18 protein-coding genes are annotated in these 16,457 nt (G+C 68.5%); 15 read left to right on the top strand and 3 right to left on the bottom strand.

From position 1 onward, the window contains the following. Positions 1–489 carry a tryptophan-rich sensory protein TspO gene (gene tspO, locus ACK4IU_RS04715; RefSeq protein WP_409732166.1) on the top strand — a complete coding sequence of 163 codons (489 nt, stop codon included), beginning with the start codon at positions 1–3 and terminating at the stop codon, positions 487–489. Between the two features lie 65 nt (positions 490–554). On the opposite strand, the gene crtC is transcribed toward tspO, so the two are convergent. Continuing rightward, positions 555–1,418, bottom strand: coding sequence for a carotenoid 1,2-hydratase (crtC, locus tag ACK4IU_RS04710; protein ID WP_409732345.1), 864 nt, complete (start codon positions 1,416–1,418; stop codon positions 555–557). After that, complete coding sequence (gene crtD, locus ACK4IU_RS04705; protein WP_409732164.1) at positions 1,385–2,950, bottom strand: 1-hydroxycarotenoid 3,4-desaturase CrtD; 1,566 nt, start codon at positions 2,948–2,950, stop codon at positions 1,385–1,387. Before crtD ends, crtC begins: the two co-directional genes overlap by 34 nt. Before the next feature lie 114 nt (positions 2,951–3,064). On the opposite strand from crtD, the gene ACK4IU_RS04700 reads away from it, so the two are divergent. From ACK4IU_RS04700 to ACK4IU_RS04635, 14 genes are all read left to right on the top strand, one after another. Beyond that, positions 3,065–3,928, top strand: a complete 864-nt coding sequence (locus tag ACK4IU_RS04700) for a polyprenyl synthetase family protein (RefSeq protein ID WP_409732162.1) — start codon at positions 3,065–3,067, stop codon at positions 3,926–3,928. Continuing rightward, entirely contained in the window at positions 3,925–5,037 is a 1,113-nt protein-coding gene (locus ACK4IU_RS04695; RefSeq protein ID WP_409732160.1) for a methyltransferase, read from the top strand. Before ACK4IU_RS04700 ends, ACK4IU_RS04695 begins: the two co-directional genes overlap by 4 nt. Positions 5,038–5,166: 129 nt before the next feature. Further along, positions 5,167–6,102, top strand: a complete 936-nt coding sequence (gene bchC / locus ACK4IU_RS04690) for a chlorophyll synthesis pathway protein BchC (RefSeq protein ID WP_409732158.1) — start codon at positions 5,167–5,169, stop codon at positions 6,100–6,102. After that, positions 6,099–7,100, top strand: coding sequence for a chlorophyllide a reductase iron protein subunit X (locus ACK4IU_RS04685; RefSeq protein WP_409732156.1), 1,002 nt, complete (start codon positions 6,099–6,101; stop codon positions 7,098–7,100). The genes bchC and ACK4IU_RS04685 overlap by 4 nt, the downstream gene beginning before the upstream one ends. A gap of 90 nt (positions 7,101–7,190) precedes the next feature. Next, the gene (gene bchY, locus ACK4IU_RS04680) at positions 7,191–8,660 is read left to right on the top strand and encodes a chlorophyllide a reductase subunit Y (RefSeq protein ID WP_409732343.1); all 1,470 of its coding nucleotides are present in this window, start codon (positions 7,191–7,193) and stop codon (positions 8,658–8,660) included. Between the two features lie 154 nt (positions 8,661–8,814). Continuing rightward, positions 8,815–10,296, top strand: a complete 1,482-nt coding sequence (gene bchZ / locus ACK4IU_RS04675; RefSeq protein WP_409732154.1) for a chlorophyllide a reductase subunit Z — start codon at positions 8,815–8,817, stop codon at positions 10,294–10,296. Beyond that, positions 10,293–10,526: a cytochrome PufQ gene (gene pufQ, locus ACK4IU_RS04670; protein ID WP_409732152.1), complete on the top strand. Its 234-nt coding sequence runs from the start codon at positions 10,293–10,295 to the stop codon at positions 10,524–10,526. Before bchZ ends, pufQ begins: the two co-directional genes overlap by 4 nt. Before the next feature lie 162 nt (positions 10,527–10,688). Then, a complete protein-coding gene (pufB, locus tag ACK4IU_RS04665) occupies positions 10,689–10,838 on the top strand; it encodes a light-harvesting antenna LH1, beta subunit (RefSeq protein WP_149588107.1) in 150 nt (49 codons plus the stop codon). Positions 10,839–10,851: 13 nt separating this feature from the next. Continuing rightward, positions 10,852–11,028, top strand: coding sequence for a light-harvesting antenna LH1, alpha subunit (gene pufA / locus ACK4IU_RS04660; protein WP_149588106.1), 177 nt, complete (start codon positions 10,852–10,854; stop codon positions 11,026–11,028). 134 nt (positions 11,029–11,162) lie between these two features. Then, complete coding sequence (gene pufL, locus ACK4IU_RS04655) at positions 11,163–12,011, top strand: photosynthetic reaction center subunit L (protein WP_409732149.1); 849 nt, start codon at positions 11,163–11,165, stop codon at positions 12,009–12,011. After that, a complete protein-coding gene (gene pufM / locus ACK4IU_RS04650) occupies positions 12,004–12,927 on the top strand; it encodes a photosynthetic reaction center subunit M (protein WP_409732147.1) in 924 nt (307 codons plus the stop codon). The genes pufL and pufM overlap by 8 nt, the downstream gene beginning before the upstream one ends. 9 nt (positions 12,928–12,936) lie before the next feature. Further along, positions 12,937–13,167, top strand: a complete 231-nt coding sequence (gene pufX / locus ACK4IU_RS04645; RefSeq protein ID WP_409732145.1) for an RC-LH1 core complex protein PufX — start codon at positions 12,937–12,939, stop codon at positions 13,165–13,167. A gap of 176 nt (positions 13,168–13,343) precedes the next feature. Next, positions 13,344–15,284 (top strand): 1-deoxy-D-xylulose-5-phosphate synthase, encoded by a 1,941-nt coding sequence (dxs, locus tag ACK4IU_RS04640; protein ID WP_409732143.1) that lies wholly within the window; start codon positions 13,344–13,346, stop codon positions 15,282–15,284. Positions 15,285–15,396: 112 nt separating this feature from the next. Continuing rightward, positions 15,397–15,978, top strand: a complete 582-nt coding sequence (locus tag ACK4IU_RS04635) for a hypothetical protein (protein ID WP_409732141.1) — start codon at positions 15,397–15,399, stop codon at positions 15,976–15,978. 38 nt (positions 15,979–16,016) lie between these two features. Here ACK4IU_RS04635 and ACK4IU_RS04630 read toward each other — a convergent pair. Beyond that, the coding region (locus ACK4IU_RS04630; RefSeq protein WP_409732139.1) for a RibD family protein at positions 16,017–16,457 on the bottom strand (441 nt) is incomplete at its 5' end.

Here is a 16,457-nt window from a genome sequence, read left to right as displayed (position 1 = left end):
ATGGATATCTGGGTCTTCTTCGTCTTTCTTCTGGCCTGCGGGCCGGCTGCTGCAACGGGCGCGATGTTTTCGCCCGGGGCCTGGTATGAGGCGCTGAAGAAACCCAGCTGGACCCCGCCGAACTGGCTGTTCCCGGTAGCCTGGACCACGCTTTACCTCTGCATGTCGCTGGCCGCCGAACGGGTGGCGCGGCAGGCGGGCGTCACCCCGGCGGTCGGGATGGCGCTGGCGCTTTACACCTTGCAGATGGGGCTGAACTGCCTGTGGACTCCGGTCTTCTTCGGGCTGAAACGGATGCGGGCGGGGATGCTGGTGCTGGCGCTGCTGTGGGTCGCGGTCGCCGCGACGCTGGTGGCTTTCTGGCGGGTGGACTGGATCGCGGGGCTGCTGTTCCTGCCCTACATCACCTGGGTCAGCATCGCGGCGGCGCTGAACTGGTCGGTGGTGGCGCTGAACCCGGACCAGGCGAAGGGGCCGGTGGCGGCGTAAGGCCCCCCACCCCTATCCCCTCCCCACGGAGGGGAAGGGGAGGCGCGTCCGGGTGCGGGTGGACATCAGGGCCAGCGCGCGCGGCGGGGGACGCGGACGGCGAGCATCGGTTTCAGAAGCGGCTGGCGGAAGCGGACAAGGTCCAGCGCCTCGTGCATGCCGATGGTCCTTTCGCCCTCGATCTGCGTCTCGACCAGCGCGCGCGAGTAGAACGGCGCCTCAAGCAGCGACAGGTGCGGGCGCGGCGTGGTGCCGGGGTCGGCGCGGGTCTCACGGCGGACGGCCCAGGGGTTGCGGCGGAACCGGGTGCGGGGCGGGGCCGTGGTCTCGCGGACCTGGCCGTCGGGGGTGATCTCGACCGCAAGGTCGAAATGCCTGCCGTCGCGCAAGGTCGCGTCGTAGAAGCAGAGAGCGCGGTCGCGCAGCGGGTAGCGGCCCCAGGTCCAGAAGCTGAAATCCGTCTCAAGCGCGCGGGTGCCGAAGTTCGCGTCGAAATAGCCGTGGCCGCGCCAGCGGTGGCCCTGGGTCAGGTCCACCTCGATGTCGGCAATCGGGGCGAAGGGGCGCCAGAGATGGGCGCCGTCGGGGGTCAGCCAGACCTCGGCCCCCGTCACCGCGCGGGGGGTGAGGGTGATGCGCCCCTTGACGGGCGTTACCATCGGCGGCGCGCCCCATTCGTTGACCTCGATCACCAGCTGGCGCCCGGTCCAGGTGACGCTGGAGGGGCCGATTTCCAGCCTTTCGGGGGATTGTTTCAGGGCGGATCGCCCCCGGTCGGTCATCGTGAAGCGGCCGTTCAGGCCCGAGGTCACCACGTTCAGGCAGCAGTGGTTCTGCGGGTCCTGCCGGCCCGACCACTTGTACCAGGGCGAGAAGACCGACCCGATGAAGGCGATCAGCGAGACGGCCTTTGTGCCGTCGTCCGAGATGCCGTCGACATACCACCAGGCATAGCCGTCCGGCCCGACGGGGAGGGAGAAGTCAGGTCCTGAAGCGCCTGTAAGGCGGCTTGCCGGCCGGACAAAAGCGCCATCGGCACCCCCGCCCCCGGATGCACCCCGCCCCCCGCGAGGTAGAGCCCCGGCAGGCCCGTCCGCGCCACCGGCCGCCGGAACGCCGCCAGCGCCCCCTCGGGCGAGGCGCCATAGATCGCGCCGAGGCTGGCCGGGAACCGTTGGGCCAGGTCCTTCGGTCGGGTCAGCGCCTCGGACCCCGGCGGGGGCGAGAAGGTCAGGCCCATGCGTGCCAAGGGCGGGAAGGTACGGTCGTGGCATGTTGGGTCCTCGTCTGGATGGTCGGGGCGGTTGGCGGGGGCGTTCAGGATGATCTGGAAGCGTTCGAGGGCCGGGGTCGGGCCAAGCTCGCGGTCCTGGGCGTTGAGGTAGAGCGTCGGGCTTTGCGGCATCTGGCCGCGACCGATGGGGCCGAATTCGGCCTGCGGGACGGCGGTGAAAAAGAGGTTGTGGTGGATCAGGTCCGCCGCGCGGGGGCCTTCCGGGGTGGCGGCGAAGGACCAGACCCAGGCAGAGAGGCTGGGTTTGCCGGGTGGTTTCAGGGCGGTCTGGGCGGCTTCGCCGAGGAGGCCGTCGGTCAAGGCGCGCGGGTCGCCGTTGAAGATGACGATGTCGGCCGGGTGGTGGCCCTGGTCCGTCTCCACGAGGCTCACGCGGCCCGACTGGCGGGTGATGCGGCGGGCTTGCGTCGCGTAGTGGAAGCGGACGCCCAGCCGTTCGGCGGCGCGGGCAAGGGCGGCGGCAAGGGCCTGGATGCCGTCGGTCACCGCCCAGACCCCCTGCGCCTCGGCCTGCCAGACCAGCGACAGGACGGCGGGGGTATGGGCCGGGCGGCCACCGACATAGGTGGCATAGCGCCCGAACAGCTGGCGCAGGCGGGGATCGACGAAGAACTGCGTCAGCCAGCGGTCCAGCTTCATCCCGGGGAGGAGCGCGGGCCAAAGCTGGGGCTGACGGAGCGTGGTGCGGGCGATGGCGCGGAGGTCGGGCTTTGCGGCGCGCATCACGGGCGTCTCGAAGGCGTCGTAAAGGGCGCGGGCGGCAGTGTCGAACCGGGCGAAGCCCTGCGCCGCGCGCAGGCCGGCAAAGGCGCGGATCGCCTCGATATTGGCCTCGCGGTCGGGGAAAAGGTCAAGGGGGCCGCTGTCTGGCCACCAGTGGCGGGCGAGGCGGGGCAGGCGGGTGACCTGGACCTCGGCCTCGGTGGTGGTGCCGGCCAGCGCGAACAGGGCATCGACCTCGGCCTTCAGCGTGAGGACGGTGGGGCCCATGGCGGCGGGCCCGCCGGGGGTCGCGCGGGCGCGGGCCTTGCCGCCGGGGGTCTCGGCGGCCTCCACGACCGTCACGCGGCAGCCCCCTGCGGCCAGCCGGATCGCGGCGGCAAGGCCCCCCATGCCGGCCCCGATCACCACCGCGCGGGGTTGGCCTTTCGGATCGGCGGAGGGCATGGCGGATCGCCTCTTGTCAGCTACACATGACAGACTAATGTAAATTCAAGTTTACACATGCCGGTCGCAATGCCAAACTGAATCGACAGGCCATCCGGCCAAGGAGCGTCGCCCATGCCGTTCGCCGAACGTATCGAGAAGGCCCTCCACGACAGCCTTGCCCCCCTGAACCGCAAGGACGCGCCCCCGAAGCTGGCGGCGGCGATCCCCTATGCGGTCTTTCCGGGCGGCGCGCGGATCCGGCCGACGATCCTTCTGGCGGTGGCGACCGCCTGCGGCGACGACCGGCCCGAGATCGCCACGGCGGCGGCGGTGGCGCTTGAGCTGATCCATTGCGCCTCGCTTGTCCACGACGACCTGCCGGCCTTCGACGATGCCGACCTCCGGCGCGGCAAGCCCACGCTGCACCGGGCCTTCAGCGAACCCCTGGCGGTTCTGGCAGGCGACAGCCTGATTGTCCTTGCCTTCGAGGTGCTGGCGCGGGCCGGCCACGCGGCGCCCGACCGGGCGCTGGCCCTGACCGGGGCCCTGGCGCGGCACACCGGCGCGCCCTTCGGCATCTGCGCGGGGCAAGCCTGGGAAAGCGAGCCGAAGGTGGACCTTCTGGCCTATCATCGGGCCAAGACGGCGGCCCTCTTCGTCGCGGCGACCCAGATGGGGGCCATCGCGGCGGGGCAGGAGGCCGAGCCCTGGGCCGAACTGGGCGACCGGATCGGCGCGGCCTTCCAGGTGGCCGACGACCTGAAGGACGCGCTTCTGACCAGCGACCAGACCGGCAAGCCGGCGGGGCAGGATGCGGCGCACCTGCGGCCGAATGCCGTGGCGCAGATGGGGGTCGAGGGCGCGGTGGCGCATATGAAGGACATCCTGGCGGGAGCCATCGCCTCGATTCCGTCCTGCCCGGGCGAGGCGATGCTTGCGGGCCTCGTGACCGCCTACGCCCGCAAGATGACCGTCCTGCCCGAGACCGCCAGATGAACGCCGAGCCGCGCCCGCCGCCCGCGCGGCCCGAGGCGCTGGGGTTCCTCACGCGCCTCGCGCTATCGCCGCGCTTTCACCGGCTGGCCGCGCGGATTCCGGGATTGCGCTGGAAGGCAAGGCGCGAGGGAGCGGAGCTGTTTTCCATCCTGTCCGGCTTTGTCCAGTCGCAGGCCCTGGTCGCGCTGGTCGAGGGGCGGGTGCTGCATGTCCTGGCTTCCGGCCCGATGACGACAGAGGACCTGTCGCGCCGTTGCGCCATCCCGCCCGCGCCGCTGGTCGTGCTGTTGCGGGCGGGGGCGGCGCTGAAGCTCTTGAACGGCGACCGCAAGGGGCGCTGGCATCTGGCCCCGCGCGGGGCCGCCTTCCTGACCGTGCCGGGGCTGGAGCCGATGGTGCGGCACCATCATGTGCTGTACCGCGATCTGACGGATCCGCTGGCGTTCTTCCGGGGTCAGACGGAAACCGAGCTGGCCGGGTTCTGGCCCTATGTCTTCGGCACGCTGGCGCAAGAGGATGCGGGGCTGGCCGCGCGCTATTCCCGTCTGATGGCCGAAAGCCAGGTGCTGGTGGCCGAGGACACGCTGCGGCTGGTGGACCTGTCGCAGCGCAAGCATCTCCTCGACGTCGGCGGCGGCACCGGGGCCTTCCTGGCCGAGGTCGGCCGGGCGCATCCGGGGCTGACGCTGTCGCTCTTCGACATGCCCGCGGTGCTGGCCGGGGTGCCCGCCGCCCTGCGCAGCCGGCTGCGGCTCCATCCCGGCAGCTTCCGCAGCGATCCCCTGCCGGTGGGCGCCGACACGATCAGCCTGGTCCGGGTCCTGTACGACCACGACGATGCAACCGTGGCGGCGCTACTGGCCAAGGTCCATGCCGCCCTGCCGCCCGGTGGCATGATCCTGGTGTCAGAGCCAATGTCGGGCGGCGACCGCCCCGATCCCGCGACGGACGTCTATTTCGCCATCTACACCCTGGCCATGCGGACCGGCCGCACCCGGTCCGCCGCCGAGATCGCGGGCCTTCTTGGTGCAACCGGTTTCACCGAAATCCGGCCGCGGCCGGGCGACAGGCCCTATGTGACCTCGGTCCTGACCGCGATCCGCGGATAGGAAACGCGTCATATTCGCCTTCGGTTCCCTCATAAGCCGAAAAAGTGTCCAATTAGTTTGACATCTTAAACTGTCAGTCTAGACTTACACCTAGTGCGGAGCCCGCATGATTCAGGAAGGCTGCAAGTCGTGGACACCAATGCCGTCATCCTCTCTGGCCCCAAGTCCCTGGAACTGGGCACGGTCGGGTTGAAGGCTCCGGTCGCGGGGGACGTTGTCGTTCGCGTGCGGCATTCGGGAATTTCGACGGGCACGGAAAAGCTGTTCTGGCTGGGCACGATGCCGCCCTTCCCGGGCATGGGCTATCCGCTGGTCCCGGGCTACGAAAGTTTCGGCGAGGTGGTGGAGGCCTGTGGCGAGACCGGCCTTGCGGTCGGCGATGCGGTCTTCGTGCCGGGCGCCAACTGCTATGAGGGCGGGGTGCGGGGCTTGTTCGGCGGGGCTGCGGGCCTCTTGGTGACGCCCGCCGCACGGGTTGCAAGGCTTGACGGCGGCCATGGCGCCGAAGGCGCGCTCTTGGCGCTGGCCGCGACGGCCCATCATGCGCTGGCCGGCGGGGCGCTGCCCGACCTCATCATCGGACACGGGACGCTGGGCCGCCTTCTGGCCCGCATCGCGCTGACCATGGGTGCCACCCCGACCGTCTGGGAAATCGACCCGACCCGACGCCTGGGTGCCGAGGGCTATCAGGTCATCGCGCCCGAGGACGATCCTCGGCGCGACTACCGGGTGATCTTCGACGCCTCGGGGGCCTCGGGCCTGCTGGACCAGCTGGTCCCGCGTCTGGCCAGGGGTGGCGAGGTTGTCCTCTGCGGCTTCTACACCGAGGCCATTTCCTTCGCCTTCCCTCCCGCCTTCATGAAGGAGCTGCGGCTGCGCATCGCCTCGGAATGGCAGCCGGCCGACCTCGACGCCACCCGGCGCCTTCTGGACGAGGGGCGCCTCTCGCTTGCCGGCCTCATCACCCACCGCGCGGCTGCGGCGGATGCCGGGGCGGCTTACGAGACCGCCTTCACCGACCCCGCCTGCCTGAAGATGATCCTGGATTGGAGTGCCTCCGCATGACCGAAGTTCCCAATCTGAAGGATTTCGACGCCCGCCTGCGCGACGAGGCATCCGAGGAGCCTTCGCTGGAAATTCCCCAGGACCCGCCGTCGAAGAAGACCCAGATCATCGCGATCTACGGCAAGGGCGGGATTGGCAAGTCATTCACGCTGGCAAACCTGAGCCACATGATGGCCGAGATGGGCAAGCGTGTGCTGCTGATCGGCTGCGACCCAAAGTCGGATACCACCAGCCTGCTGTTCGGCGGCAAGGCGTGTCCCACGATCATCGAGACCTCGACCCGCAAGAAGCTGGCGGGCGAAGAGGTGAAGATCGGCGATGTCTGCTTCAAGCGCGGCGGGGTCTTCGCGATGGAGCTGGGCGGGCCGGAGGTCGGTCGCGGCTGCGGGGGCCGGGGGATCATCCACGGCTTCGAGCTTCTGGAGAAGCTGGGGTTCCACGACTGGGACTTCGACTATGTGCTGCTCGACTTCCTCGGCGACGTGGTCTGCGGCGGCTTCGGCCTGCCCATCGCGCGGGACATGGCGCAGAAGGTGATCGTGGTCGGCTCGAACGACCTTCAGTCGCTGTATGTGGCGAACAACGTCTGCTCGGCGGTCGAATATTTCCGCAAGCTTGGCGGCAATGTCGGCGTCGCGGGGCTGGTCATCAACAAGGATGACGGCACGGGTGAGGCTGCGGCCTTTGCCAAGGCAGTCAACATCCCGGTGCTGGCCAGCATCCCGGCGGACGAGGATCTGCGGCGGAAATCCGCGAATTATCAGATCGTTGGCACCAATGCGACGCAATGGGGCCCGCTGTTCGAGATCCTGGCCGCCGCCGTGGCCGAGGCCCCGCCGCTGCGCCCGAAGCCCCTGTCGCAGGATGCGCTCCTCGGCCTTTTCGATGCCGAGACGACGGGCAAGGACTTCGTGCTGGAGCCCGCCTCGGACGCCGACATGCGCGGATCCTTCGCCGCCGTGAAACCCAGCCTGGAAGTGGTCTACGACAATGTTTGACCTTGACGCCCTTGCCATCATCGAACAGGCGCTGAAGGCGCGGGAGGGTCGCAAGTGACCGACCTCTCCGCCACCCCTCCGGTTGACGGAATGGGCTGCCATGCAGGTGCGGGGCAGATGGCGGAAGCCGCGCGGGCGGCGGGCAATTCCGAGGTGCTGGACCGTTACGCGGCCGACTATCCGCAGGGCCCGCATGACAAGCCGCAGTCGATGTGCCCGGCCTTCGGCTCGCTTCGCGTGGGCCTTCGGATGCGGCGCGTGGCGACGGTGCTGTCGGGATCGGCCTGCTGCGTCTATGGCCTGTCGTTCGTCAGCCATTTCTACGGGGCGCGGCGGTCGGTGGGCTATGTGCCCTTCAACTCCGAGACGCTGGTCACCGGCAAGCTCTTCGAGGACATCCGCGACGCGGTGCATGAACTTGCCGACCCCGACCGCTATGACGCGGTGGTGGTGACAAACCTCTGCGTGCCCACTGCCTCGGGCGTGCCGCTGCGGCTGTTGCCCAACGAAATCAACGGTGTGCGGATCATCGGCATCGACGTGCCGGGCTTTGGTGTCCCGACCCATGCCGAGGCCAAGGACGTGCTGGCGGGCGCGATGCTCGCCTATGCGCGGTCCGAGATCGAGGCGGGGCCGGTGGCGGCCCCCGCTGCGGGTCGGTCCGACCGTCCGACGGTCACGCTTCTGGGCGAGATGTTCCCCGCCGACCCCATGATGATCGGCGCGATGCTGGCGCCCATGGGCCTTGCCGCCGGGCCGGTGGTGCCATGCCGCGAATGGCGCGAGCTTTATGCGGCGCTGGATTCGGGCGTCGTGGCGGCGATCCACCCGTTCTACACGGCGGCGATCCGCGAGTTCGAGGCGGCGGGGCGGACCATCGTCGGCTCGGCCCCCGTGGGGCATGACGGCACGATGGACTGGCTGGCGGCGATCGGGGCGGCCTGCGACGTGGCGCCCGAGCGGATCGCGGCGGCGCAGAATGCGTTTGGTGGGGCGATCAAGGGCGCCCTGGCGGCCAATCCGATCAGGGGCCGGATCACGCTGTCGGGCTACGAGGGCAGCGAGCTGCTGGTCGCGCGCCTGCTGATCGAAAGCGGGGCCGAGGTGCCGTATGTCGGCACGGCCTGCGCGCGGAACGAATGGTCCCAGGCGGATTGCGACTGGCTGGAGGCCAGGGGCTGCGTGGTGAAATACCGCGCGAGCCTTGAGGATGACCTGGCCGCGATGGAGGCATTCAAACCGGACCTGGCAGTCGGGACGACTCCGGTCGTGCAGAAGGCCAAGGAACGGGCGATCCCGTCCCTCTATTTCACCAACCTGATCTCGGCGCGGCCCCTGATGGGACCGGCGGGGGCAGGGTCGCTGGCGCAGGTCGTCAACGCCGCGATGGCCAACAGGACCCGGATGGAGGGCATGAAGGCCTTCTTCGAAGGGGTCGGTTCGGGCGACACCGCCGGCATCTGGGAAGGTGCGCCGAATCTGCGCCCCGATTTCCGGGCGATTCACCAGAAGAAACTCGACAAGGCGGCCAAGGCTGCCAGGGCGGAGGAGATGATATGATCCTTGCCCGCGCAACCCCCCTCCCCCCTCCCCTCCCCACCAGGGGGAGGGGAGCCGCCGGTCCGAAACCTCGCGCAACGATCGACGCCCTGTGCCTCCCTCCCCCCGCGTGGGGGAGGGATGGGGTGGGGGGGCATCCTTCCCGGAGGCCGCCATGCTGATCCAGGATCATGACCGGGCGGGCGGCTACTGGGGCGCGGTCTATGCCTTCTGCGCCGTGAAGGGGTTGCAGGTTGTCATCGACGGCCCGGTGGGCTGCGAGAACCTGCCGGTGACCTCGGTCCTGCACTACACCGACGCGCTGCCGCCGCATGAGCTGCCCATCGTGGTCACCGGCCTCGGCGAGGAAGAGCTTGGCCGCGACGGCACCGAAGGCGCGATGCGGCGGGCCTGGAAGACGCTCGACCCCGCTCTGCCGGCGGTGGTGGTGACCGGAAGCATTGCCGAGATGATCGGCGGCGGGGTCACGCCGCAGGGCACCAACATCCAGCGGTTTCTCCCGAGGACCATCGACGAGGACCAGTGGCAGGCCGCCGACCGGGCGATGACCTGGATCTTCACCGAATTCGGGATGACCAAGGGGCGGATGCCGCCGGAGACGCCTCGGGCCGAAGGGTCGAAGCCGCGCGTCAACATCCTGGGGCCGATGTACGGCACCTTCAACATGGCCTCGGACCTGCACGAGATCCGCCGCCTGGTCGAAGGCATCGGGGCCGAGATCAACATGGTGATGCCCTTGGGCGCGCACCTGGCCGAGATGCGCAACCTGGTGAATGCCGACGCCAACATCGTGATGTATCGCGAATTCGGCCGGGGCCTCGCCGAATGTCTGGGCAAGCCCTACCTGCAAGCACCGATCGGGCTGGAGTCCACGACCCTCTTCCTGCGCAAGTTGGGCGAGATGCTGGGGCTCGATCCCGAACCGTTCATCGCGCAGGAGAAGCATTCGACGCTGAAACCGCTCTGGGACCTCTGGCGGTCGGTCACGCAGGACTTCTTTGCGACAGCCAGCTTCGCCATCGTCGCGAACGAGACCTACACGCGCGGCATCCGCAAGTATCTCGAGGAAGACCTTGGCCTGCCCTGCGCCTTCGCGGTGCCGCGGCTCGCCGGGCAGAAGACCAACAACGAGGGTGTCCGCGCGCTGATGAAGCAGCACCGGCCGCTGATCGTGCTGGGGTCGATCAACGAGAAGATGTACCTGGCCGAGCTGAAGGGCGGGCACGGCCCCGCGCCCAGCTTCATCCCGGCCAGCTTCCCCGGCGCTGCGATCCGCCGCGCCATGGGAACGCCCTTCATGGGCTATGCCGGCGCGGTCTATCTGTTGCAGGAGGTCTGCAACGGGCTGTTCGACGCCCTGTTCCACTTCCTGCCGCTCGGGTCGGAGATGGACAGCGCCGCGGCGACGCCGACGACGCTGCGCCGCGACATGCCCTGGGACACCGACGCGCAACTCGCGCTGGACCGCATCCTGCAACAGCACCCGGTGCTGACCCGCATTTCGGCCGCGCGCACCCTGCGCGATGCGGCTGAAAAGACCGCGCTCGACCAAGGGGCCGAGCGCGTCATCCTGGAATTCGTCGAACCCCTGGCGGGCGGAAGCCTGACGGGGATGGAAAGGGGAGAGAGAGCATGAGCGACCAGAGCTACATTGCCCACGTCCAGCTCAAGACGGCGCATCACAAGCGCACGCCAAGGGCGGAATACGCGACCTATTTCGCGCTGATCCTGATCCTGGCGCTGCCGGTGCAGTGCCTGGTCTGGCTCGGCTCGGCGCTCCGCCACATGCGACTTCCGGCTGTTGGTCCGCTCGCCCGCGCGCTGCGCGATGCCGAGGAGATCACACCCTCGATCTTCCGTCCCTGAAAGGCGGAACGAATGACCGACGCGGTGCGCCCGCCCGTCCGGTGAAGCCTTCGGGGAGGGCGGGGAAACCCGGCCTTTCCGGAACCTACGGAGCAGCACTCCGCTGCCCCGTGTACCCAGCCGCAGGGGATGCGGCGTCAGTCTGCCAATCCGGAGGATAGAATGGCTGATAAATCCGACCTGAGTTTCACAGGTCTCACCGACGAGCAGGCGCAAGAACTGCACTCCGTCTACATGAGCGGGCTCTGGCTTTTCGTGGCCATCGCCGTCGTCGCTCACCTGGCGGTGTACATCTGGCGCCCGTGGTTCTGAGGAGGAACGATAAATGTCCAAATTCTACAAGATCTGGCTCATCTTCGATCCTCGTCGCGTCTTCGTGGCACAGGGCGTGTTCCTGTTCCTCCTGGCGGCCATGATCCACCTCGTGCTGCTCAGCACCCCGGCCTACAACTGGTTCGACATCGCCGCTGCCAAGCACGGCTATGTCACCGCCGGCCAGTAGGTCCAACTGACCGTTGCGGGCGGCGGGCCTCGCCGTCTGCCGCCCGCGACAACCTGACGTCAGACACACATCCGGCAAGCCCGACCGCCCGCGCCCGACGGCGGCTGTGACCGGAGAGAAACGGAGAGGGAAGCATGGCACTGCTCAGCTTCGAACGAAAATACCGCGTGCCGGGGGGCACGCTGATCGGGGGCAATCTGTTCGACTTCTGGGTCGGCCCCTTCTACGTCGGGTTCTTCGGGGTCCTGACCTTCTTCTTCGCGGTCCTCGGCACGATCCTGATCTTCTACGGGGCCGTGCTGCAAGGGACCTGGAACCCCTGGCTGATCTCGATAAACCCGCCTCCGGTGGAGATGGGTCTCGCCATGGCGCCCCTGCGCGAAGGCGGACTCTGGCAGATCATCACCATCTGCGCGATCGGCGCCTTCGTGACCTGGGCGCTGCGCGAGGTGGAGATCTGCCGCAAGCTGGGGATGGGCTACCATGTGCCCGTGGCCTTCGGCTTCGCGATCCTGGCCTATGTCACCCTCGTGGTGATCCGGCCGGTGCTGATGGGGGCCTGGGGCTATGCCTTCCCCTACGGCATCTGGACGCACCTCGACTGGGTTTCGAACACCGGCTACACCTACGGCAACTTCCACTACAACCCGGCGCACATGATTGCGGTGAGCTTCTTCTTCACCACGGCGCTGGCGCTTGCGCTCCATGGCGCGCTGATCCTGTCGGCCGCCAACCCCGAGAAGGGCAAGGAGATGCGCACGCCCGACCACGAGGACACCTATTTCCGCGACCTCATCGGCTATTCGGTCGGCACGCTGGGGATCCACCGCCTCGGGCTTCTCCTGGCGCTGAACGCGGTCTTCTGGTCGGCGGTCTGCATCGTGATCTCGGGCACCATCTGGTTCGACCAATGGGTCGTCTGGTGGGACTGGTGGCTTGAACTGCCCTGGTGGGCTGGCATTCCGGGAGGCGTAAATGGCTGAGTATCAGAACATCTTCACCCAGGTTCAGGTGCGCGGTGCCCCCGAAATGGGGATGACCGAGGATGTCGAACTGTCGAACCGGACCAGGGGCGCCAGCTTCTCGACGCTGGCCGGCTGGTTCGGCAACGCCCAGCTAGGGCCGGTCTATCTCGGCACGATGGGGGTTATCTCGCTGGCCTCGGGCCTGACCTGGTTCGTCATGGTGGGCCTGTGGTTCTGGTATCAGGCGGGCTTCAACCCGGCGGTCTTCCTGCGCGACCTGTTCTGGTTCAGCCTGGAACCCCCGGCCGAGGAATACGGCCTGGGCTTCGCGCCGCTCAAGGAAGGCGGCTGGTGGCTGATCGCCAGCTTCTTCCTGCTGATCTCGGTCTGTTCATGGTGGGTCCGGACCTGGCTCAGGGCGCAGGCTCTCGGCATGGGCAAGCATGTCAGCTGGGCCTTCGCATCGGCGATCTGGCTGTTCCTGGTGCTGGGCCTCATCCGGCCGATCCTGATGGGGTCCTGGAGCCACGCCGTGCCCTACGGCATCTTCAGCCACCTCGACTGGACCAACAACTTCTCGTTGCAATACGGCAACCTGTTCTACAACCCCTTCCACGCGCTCTCGATCGCCTTCCTCTACGGATCGGCGCTCCTGTTCGCGATGCACGGGGCGACCATCCTCGCCGTCTCCCGCTTTGGCGGCGACCGGGAACTGGAACAGATCGTCGACCGCGGCACCGCCTCCGAGCGGGCGGCTCTCTTCTGGCGCTGGACCATGGGGTTCAACGCGACGATGGAAGGGATCCACCGCTGGGCCTGGTGGTTCGCGGTGCTGGTCACGCTGACCGGCGGCATCGGCATCCTGCTCACGGGCACGGTCGTCGACAACTGGTACGTCTGGGCACAGGAGCACGGCTACGCGCCGTTGCAATAGGAGGGCATGATGCCGAACGACTATTTCAGCGAAAGCAAACAGACGAGCCTGGTGTACTGGAGCCTCGGCCACATGCTGAAGGGCGCGCTCTACGCCGCGGCCTTCCTCCTCGCCATCGGGATCTTCGTCTGGGCGATCTACCTGATCGGCCTGCTTCTTCCCGAGGAAAGCCGGCAGACGCCTTCGCCCTATGGTGCACTCGAGGCGCCCCTGACGGTCGAGGCGCGCGCCGTTACCTGAGCTTCATCCGGGCCGTGCGGCGCTGATCCGCGCGGCCCGGATGGCCATGATCCGACCCTTCCACGGGGCCGGATGCGGGACCTTCGGGCCCCGGTTCCCTTCCTGTCGGACGACAGGCACTTGTGCCGTGTGGCCAACCCCCACACGGCACCTTTTGCCCCGGAAAGGAGGCCGCCATGACCGCGCCCGGTTCCATCGCCGCCCTGTCCCCCAAACCCATGCTCGACCGCGTGGCCAGCCCCGCCGACCTGCGCGCGCTGCCCGACCGCGACCTGCCGCAACTGGCCGACGAATTGCGGCGCGAGGTGATCGAGGTCGTCAGCCAGACCGGCGGGCATCTCGGGTCCTCGCTGGGGGTGGTCGAACTGACCGTCGCCCTGCACGCGGTCTTCGACACGCCGCGCGACAAGCTGATCTGGGACGTCGGCCACCAGTGCTATCCGCACAAGATCCTCACCGGCCGCCGCGACCGGATGCTTACCCTGCGCCAGGCCGGGGGCCTGAGCGGCTTCACCAAGCGGTCGGAAAGCGAATACGACCCCTTCGGCGCGGCACATTCCTCGACCTCGATCTCGGCGGCGCTTGGCTTTGCCATGGCGCGCGAGATGGGGCAGGCGGTGGGCGACACCGTGGCCGTCATCGGCGACGGGGCGATCACCGCCGGCATGGCCTACGAGGCGATGAACCACGCCGGACACCTGGGCAAGCGGCTGTTCGTGATCCTGAACGACAACGACATGTCCATCGCCCCGCCCGTGGGCGCGATGCAGACCTATCTCAACTCCATCGCCAGCAAGGGGCCGCTGGCCACGCTGAAGGCCATCGCCGAGGGGATCGAGGACCACCTTCCCGCTCCCCTGCGCGAAGGCGCCCGCCGCGCGCGCGAGATGGTCGGCGACCGTCCAGCCGGCGTGACACTGTTCGAGAAGCTGGGCTTTTCCTACTTCGGCCCGGTCAACGGCCATGACGTTCCGATGCTCTTGCACGCGCTGCGCTCGATGCGCGAGCGGGCGGAGGGGCCGGTGCTTCTGCATGTGGTGACGAAGAAGGGCTGCGGCTATCCTCCGGCGGAGGGTGCCGACGACAAGTATCACGGGGTGGCGAAGTTCGACATCGCCACGGGCAAGCAGCACAAGACGCCCCCGAATGCGCCGAACTACACGGCGGTCTTCGGCCAGACCCTGACCGACGAGGCCGCGCGCGATCCGCGCATCGTCGCGATCACCGCGGCCATGCCGGGCGGCACGGGTCTTGACGTGATGCAGAAACGCTTCCCGGCGCGGGTGTTCGACGTGGGCATCGCCGAACAGCACGGCGTGACCTTCGCGGCGGGTTTGGCGGCGGGGGGGATGAAGCCCTTCTGCGCGATCTATTCCAGCTTCCTGCAACGCGGCTACGACCAGATCGTGCATGATGTGGCGCTGCAGAACCTGCCCGTCCGCTTCATGATCGACCGCGCGGGGCTGGTCGGACAGGACGGCGCCACCCATGCGGGGGCCTTCGACACGATGTTCCTCGCGAACCTGCCCAACATGACGGTCATGGCCGCCGGCGACGAGGCAGAACTGGTCCACATGATCGCCACCGCCGCCGCCCACGACGACGGCCCCATCGCGCTGCGCTATCCGCGCGGCGAAGGCGTCGGCGTGCCGATGCCCGACCGGGGCGAGGCGCTGGCCATCGGCAAGGGCCGCATCCTGCGCGAAGGCAGCGATGTGGCGCTCGTCTCCTTCGGGGCGCACCTGTCCGAGGCGCTGGCCGCGGCCACGATCCTCGAAGCCGAGGGCATCTCGACCACCGTCGCGGATGCCCGCTTTGCCAAGCCTCTGGATCAGGCGCTGATCGACCAGTTGCACCGTCACCACCGCGCGCTGGTGACGGTGGAGCAGGGCTCGACCGGGGGCTTCGGGGCGCTGGTGCTGCACCATCTCGCGGCCAGCGGCGCGCTCGATCGGCGCGGGGTGGTCCGCACCATGACGCTGCCCGACCGCTTCATCGACCAGGCCAGCCCGGCGCAGATGTATGCCTGGGCCGGGTTGGCCGCCTCGGATATCGCCGCGACGGTTCGCGCCGTCACCTTGCCGGCAAGATCGGCGGATGTTGTCAATCTGCGTTGACACAGTCGCCACTACCCCTGCGGATTCTGCGGGAAGTGTAAACTTCGCGCGCGATTTCTTGCGGAACTGTGCTACTGTCCCCTCGCTGACGACGCTTGGGAGGGCGAGAGCAGTGAAGTTCCTGCAGGTCTACGCGGTCGTAGACAGCGAATATCGCGTCCTCTGGGTCGGCGGCGAGTGGGATGAGTTCGCGCTCAACGGCGGGGCGCAGTCGGCCACCTCGAACGCGGTGCTCTCGACCTCGATCATGGCACATATCGCCGGTGCAGAGACCCGCGCCGAAACTGCGAAGATGATCGACGCCGTTTTGCAGCACAAGCGCACGTTGCGGCTGGAGTACCGCTGCGATTCCCCCAGCATGGCGCGGAAATTCCTGATGACCATCCAGCCGATGAAGGACGACCGCGCGCTGATGGTCCATGACCTGAAGGATGCCTGGCATTTCTCGCCGCCGCTGAACCGCTGGCACTACGACCCCTCGTCCGGGGACGTGAAATGTTCGTTCTGCGGCAATGTCCGGCTGCATGGCGAAGTGCAGTGGACATCCTGCGACGAAATCGGCGAGCGGCATCCGACGCATGTCACCTATGACATCTGCCAGAGCTGCATCGAGGCGATCGACCGTGCCGTCGAGGAGGTCCGCTCGGGCGTCCACACCGACGCGCCGGTGGACGACGACCACCTGCGGTCCTGACGCGGGCCTGTCCGGTCCGGCCCCTGCGGCCACGGGCGTCACCTCGCGGCCGGCATCCGCCACAGCGCGAAGAGATCCGGCCCAAGCCGTTCCGTCTCGACGAGGATTGGCCGGGGGGCCTCGGCCAGGCGGTCCAGGCCAAGCGACCCAAGGGCGGGATGCCCGTCGGCGCCGATCAGCGCCGCGCCCGAGAACAGCGCCAGCTCGTCCACGAGGCCCGCGCCTACCAGGGCTGCCGCCAGCGTGCCGCCGCCCTCGCTCAGGACCCGCGTCAGGCCCCGTGCGGCCAGCGCCCCCAGCGCGGCCGGCAGGTCGAGACGGTCTCCGGTCTCGGTCCCCTCGATCAGTTCGGCCCCCCTGGCCAGCCAGGCCTGCCGGGCGGGCTCGGGCGCGGAAGGTCCGTGCAGCAGCCATACCGGATGCGTCCGGGCGCTGCGGCCCAGCCGGCTGTCCGGCGCGTGTCGCAGCATCCGGTCCAG

Origin of the sequence: Tabrizicola flagellatus (assembly GCF_046295235.1) — a bacterium.
GTDB lineage: Bacteria > Pseudomonadota > Alphaproteobacteria > Rhodobacterales > Rhodobacteraceae > Tabrizicola > Tabrizicola flagellata_A.
This window is presented reverse-complemented; position numbering and strand designations above follow the sequence as displayed.

What these genes read in the sequence shown, in the direction of transcription:
- bchZ (WP_409732154.1), top strand. Translation starts at nt 8,815, where the DNA reads ATGCTGATCCAGGATCATGACCGGGCGGGCGGCTACTGGGGCGCGGTC.
- dxs (WP_409732143.1), top strand. Translation starts at nt 13,344, where the DNA reads ATGACCGCGCCCGGTTCCATCGCCGCCCTGTCCCCCAAACCCATGCTC.
- crtD (WP_409732164.1), bottom strand. Translation starts at nt 2,950, where the DNA reads ATGCCCTCCGCCGATCCGAAAGGCCAACCCCGCGCGGTGGTGATCGGG.
- pufQ (WP_409732152.1), top strand. Translation starts at nt 10,293, where the DNA reads ATGAGCGACCAGAGCTACATTGCCCACGTCCAGCTCAAGACGGCGCAT.
- pufX (WP_409732145.1), top strand. Translation starts at nt 12,937, where the DNA reads ATGCCGAACGACTATTTCAGCGAAAGCAAACAGACGAGCCTGGTGTAC.
- tspO (WP_409732166.1), top strand. Translation starts at nt 1, where the DNA reads ATGGATATCTGGGTCTTCTTCGTCTTTCTTCTGGCCTGCGGGCCGGCT.
- pufB (WP_149588107.1), top strand. Translation starts at nt 10,689, where the DNA reads ATGGCTGATAAATCCGACCTGAGTTTCACAGGTCTCACCGACGAGCAG.
- ACK4IU_RS04700 (WP_409732162.1), top strand. Translation starts at nt 3,065, where the DNA reads ATGCCGTTCGCCGAACGTATCGAGAAGGCCCTCCACGACAGCCTTGCC.
- ACK4IU_RS04695 (WP_409732160.1), top strand. Translation starts at nt 3,925, where the DNA reads ATGAACGCCGAGCCGCGCCCGCCGCCCGCGCGGCCCGAGGCGCTGGGG.
- pufM (WP_409732147.1), top strand. Translation starts at nt 12,004, where the DNA reads ATGGCTGAGTATCAGAACATCTTCACCCAGGTTCAGGTGCGCGGTGCC.
- pufA (WP_149588106.1), top strand. Translation starts at nt 10,852, where the DNA reads ATGTCCAAATTCTACAAGATCTGGCTCATCTTCGATCCTCGTCGCGTC.
- pufL (WP_409732149.1), top strand. Translation starts at nt 11,163, where the DNA reads ATGGCACTGCTCAGCTTCGAACGAAAATACCGCGTGCCGGGGGGCACG.
- bchY (WP_409732343.1), top strand. Translation starts at nt 7,191, where the DNA reads ATGGGCTGCCATGCAGGTGCGGGGCAGATGGCGGAAGCCGCGCGGGCG.
- ACK4IU_RS04685 (WP_409732156.1), top strand. Translation starts at nt 6,099, where the DNA reads ATGACCGAAGTTCCCAATCTGAAGGATTTCGACGCCCGCCTGCGCGAC.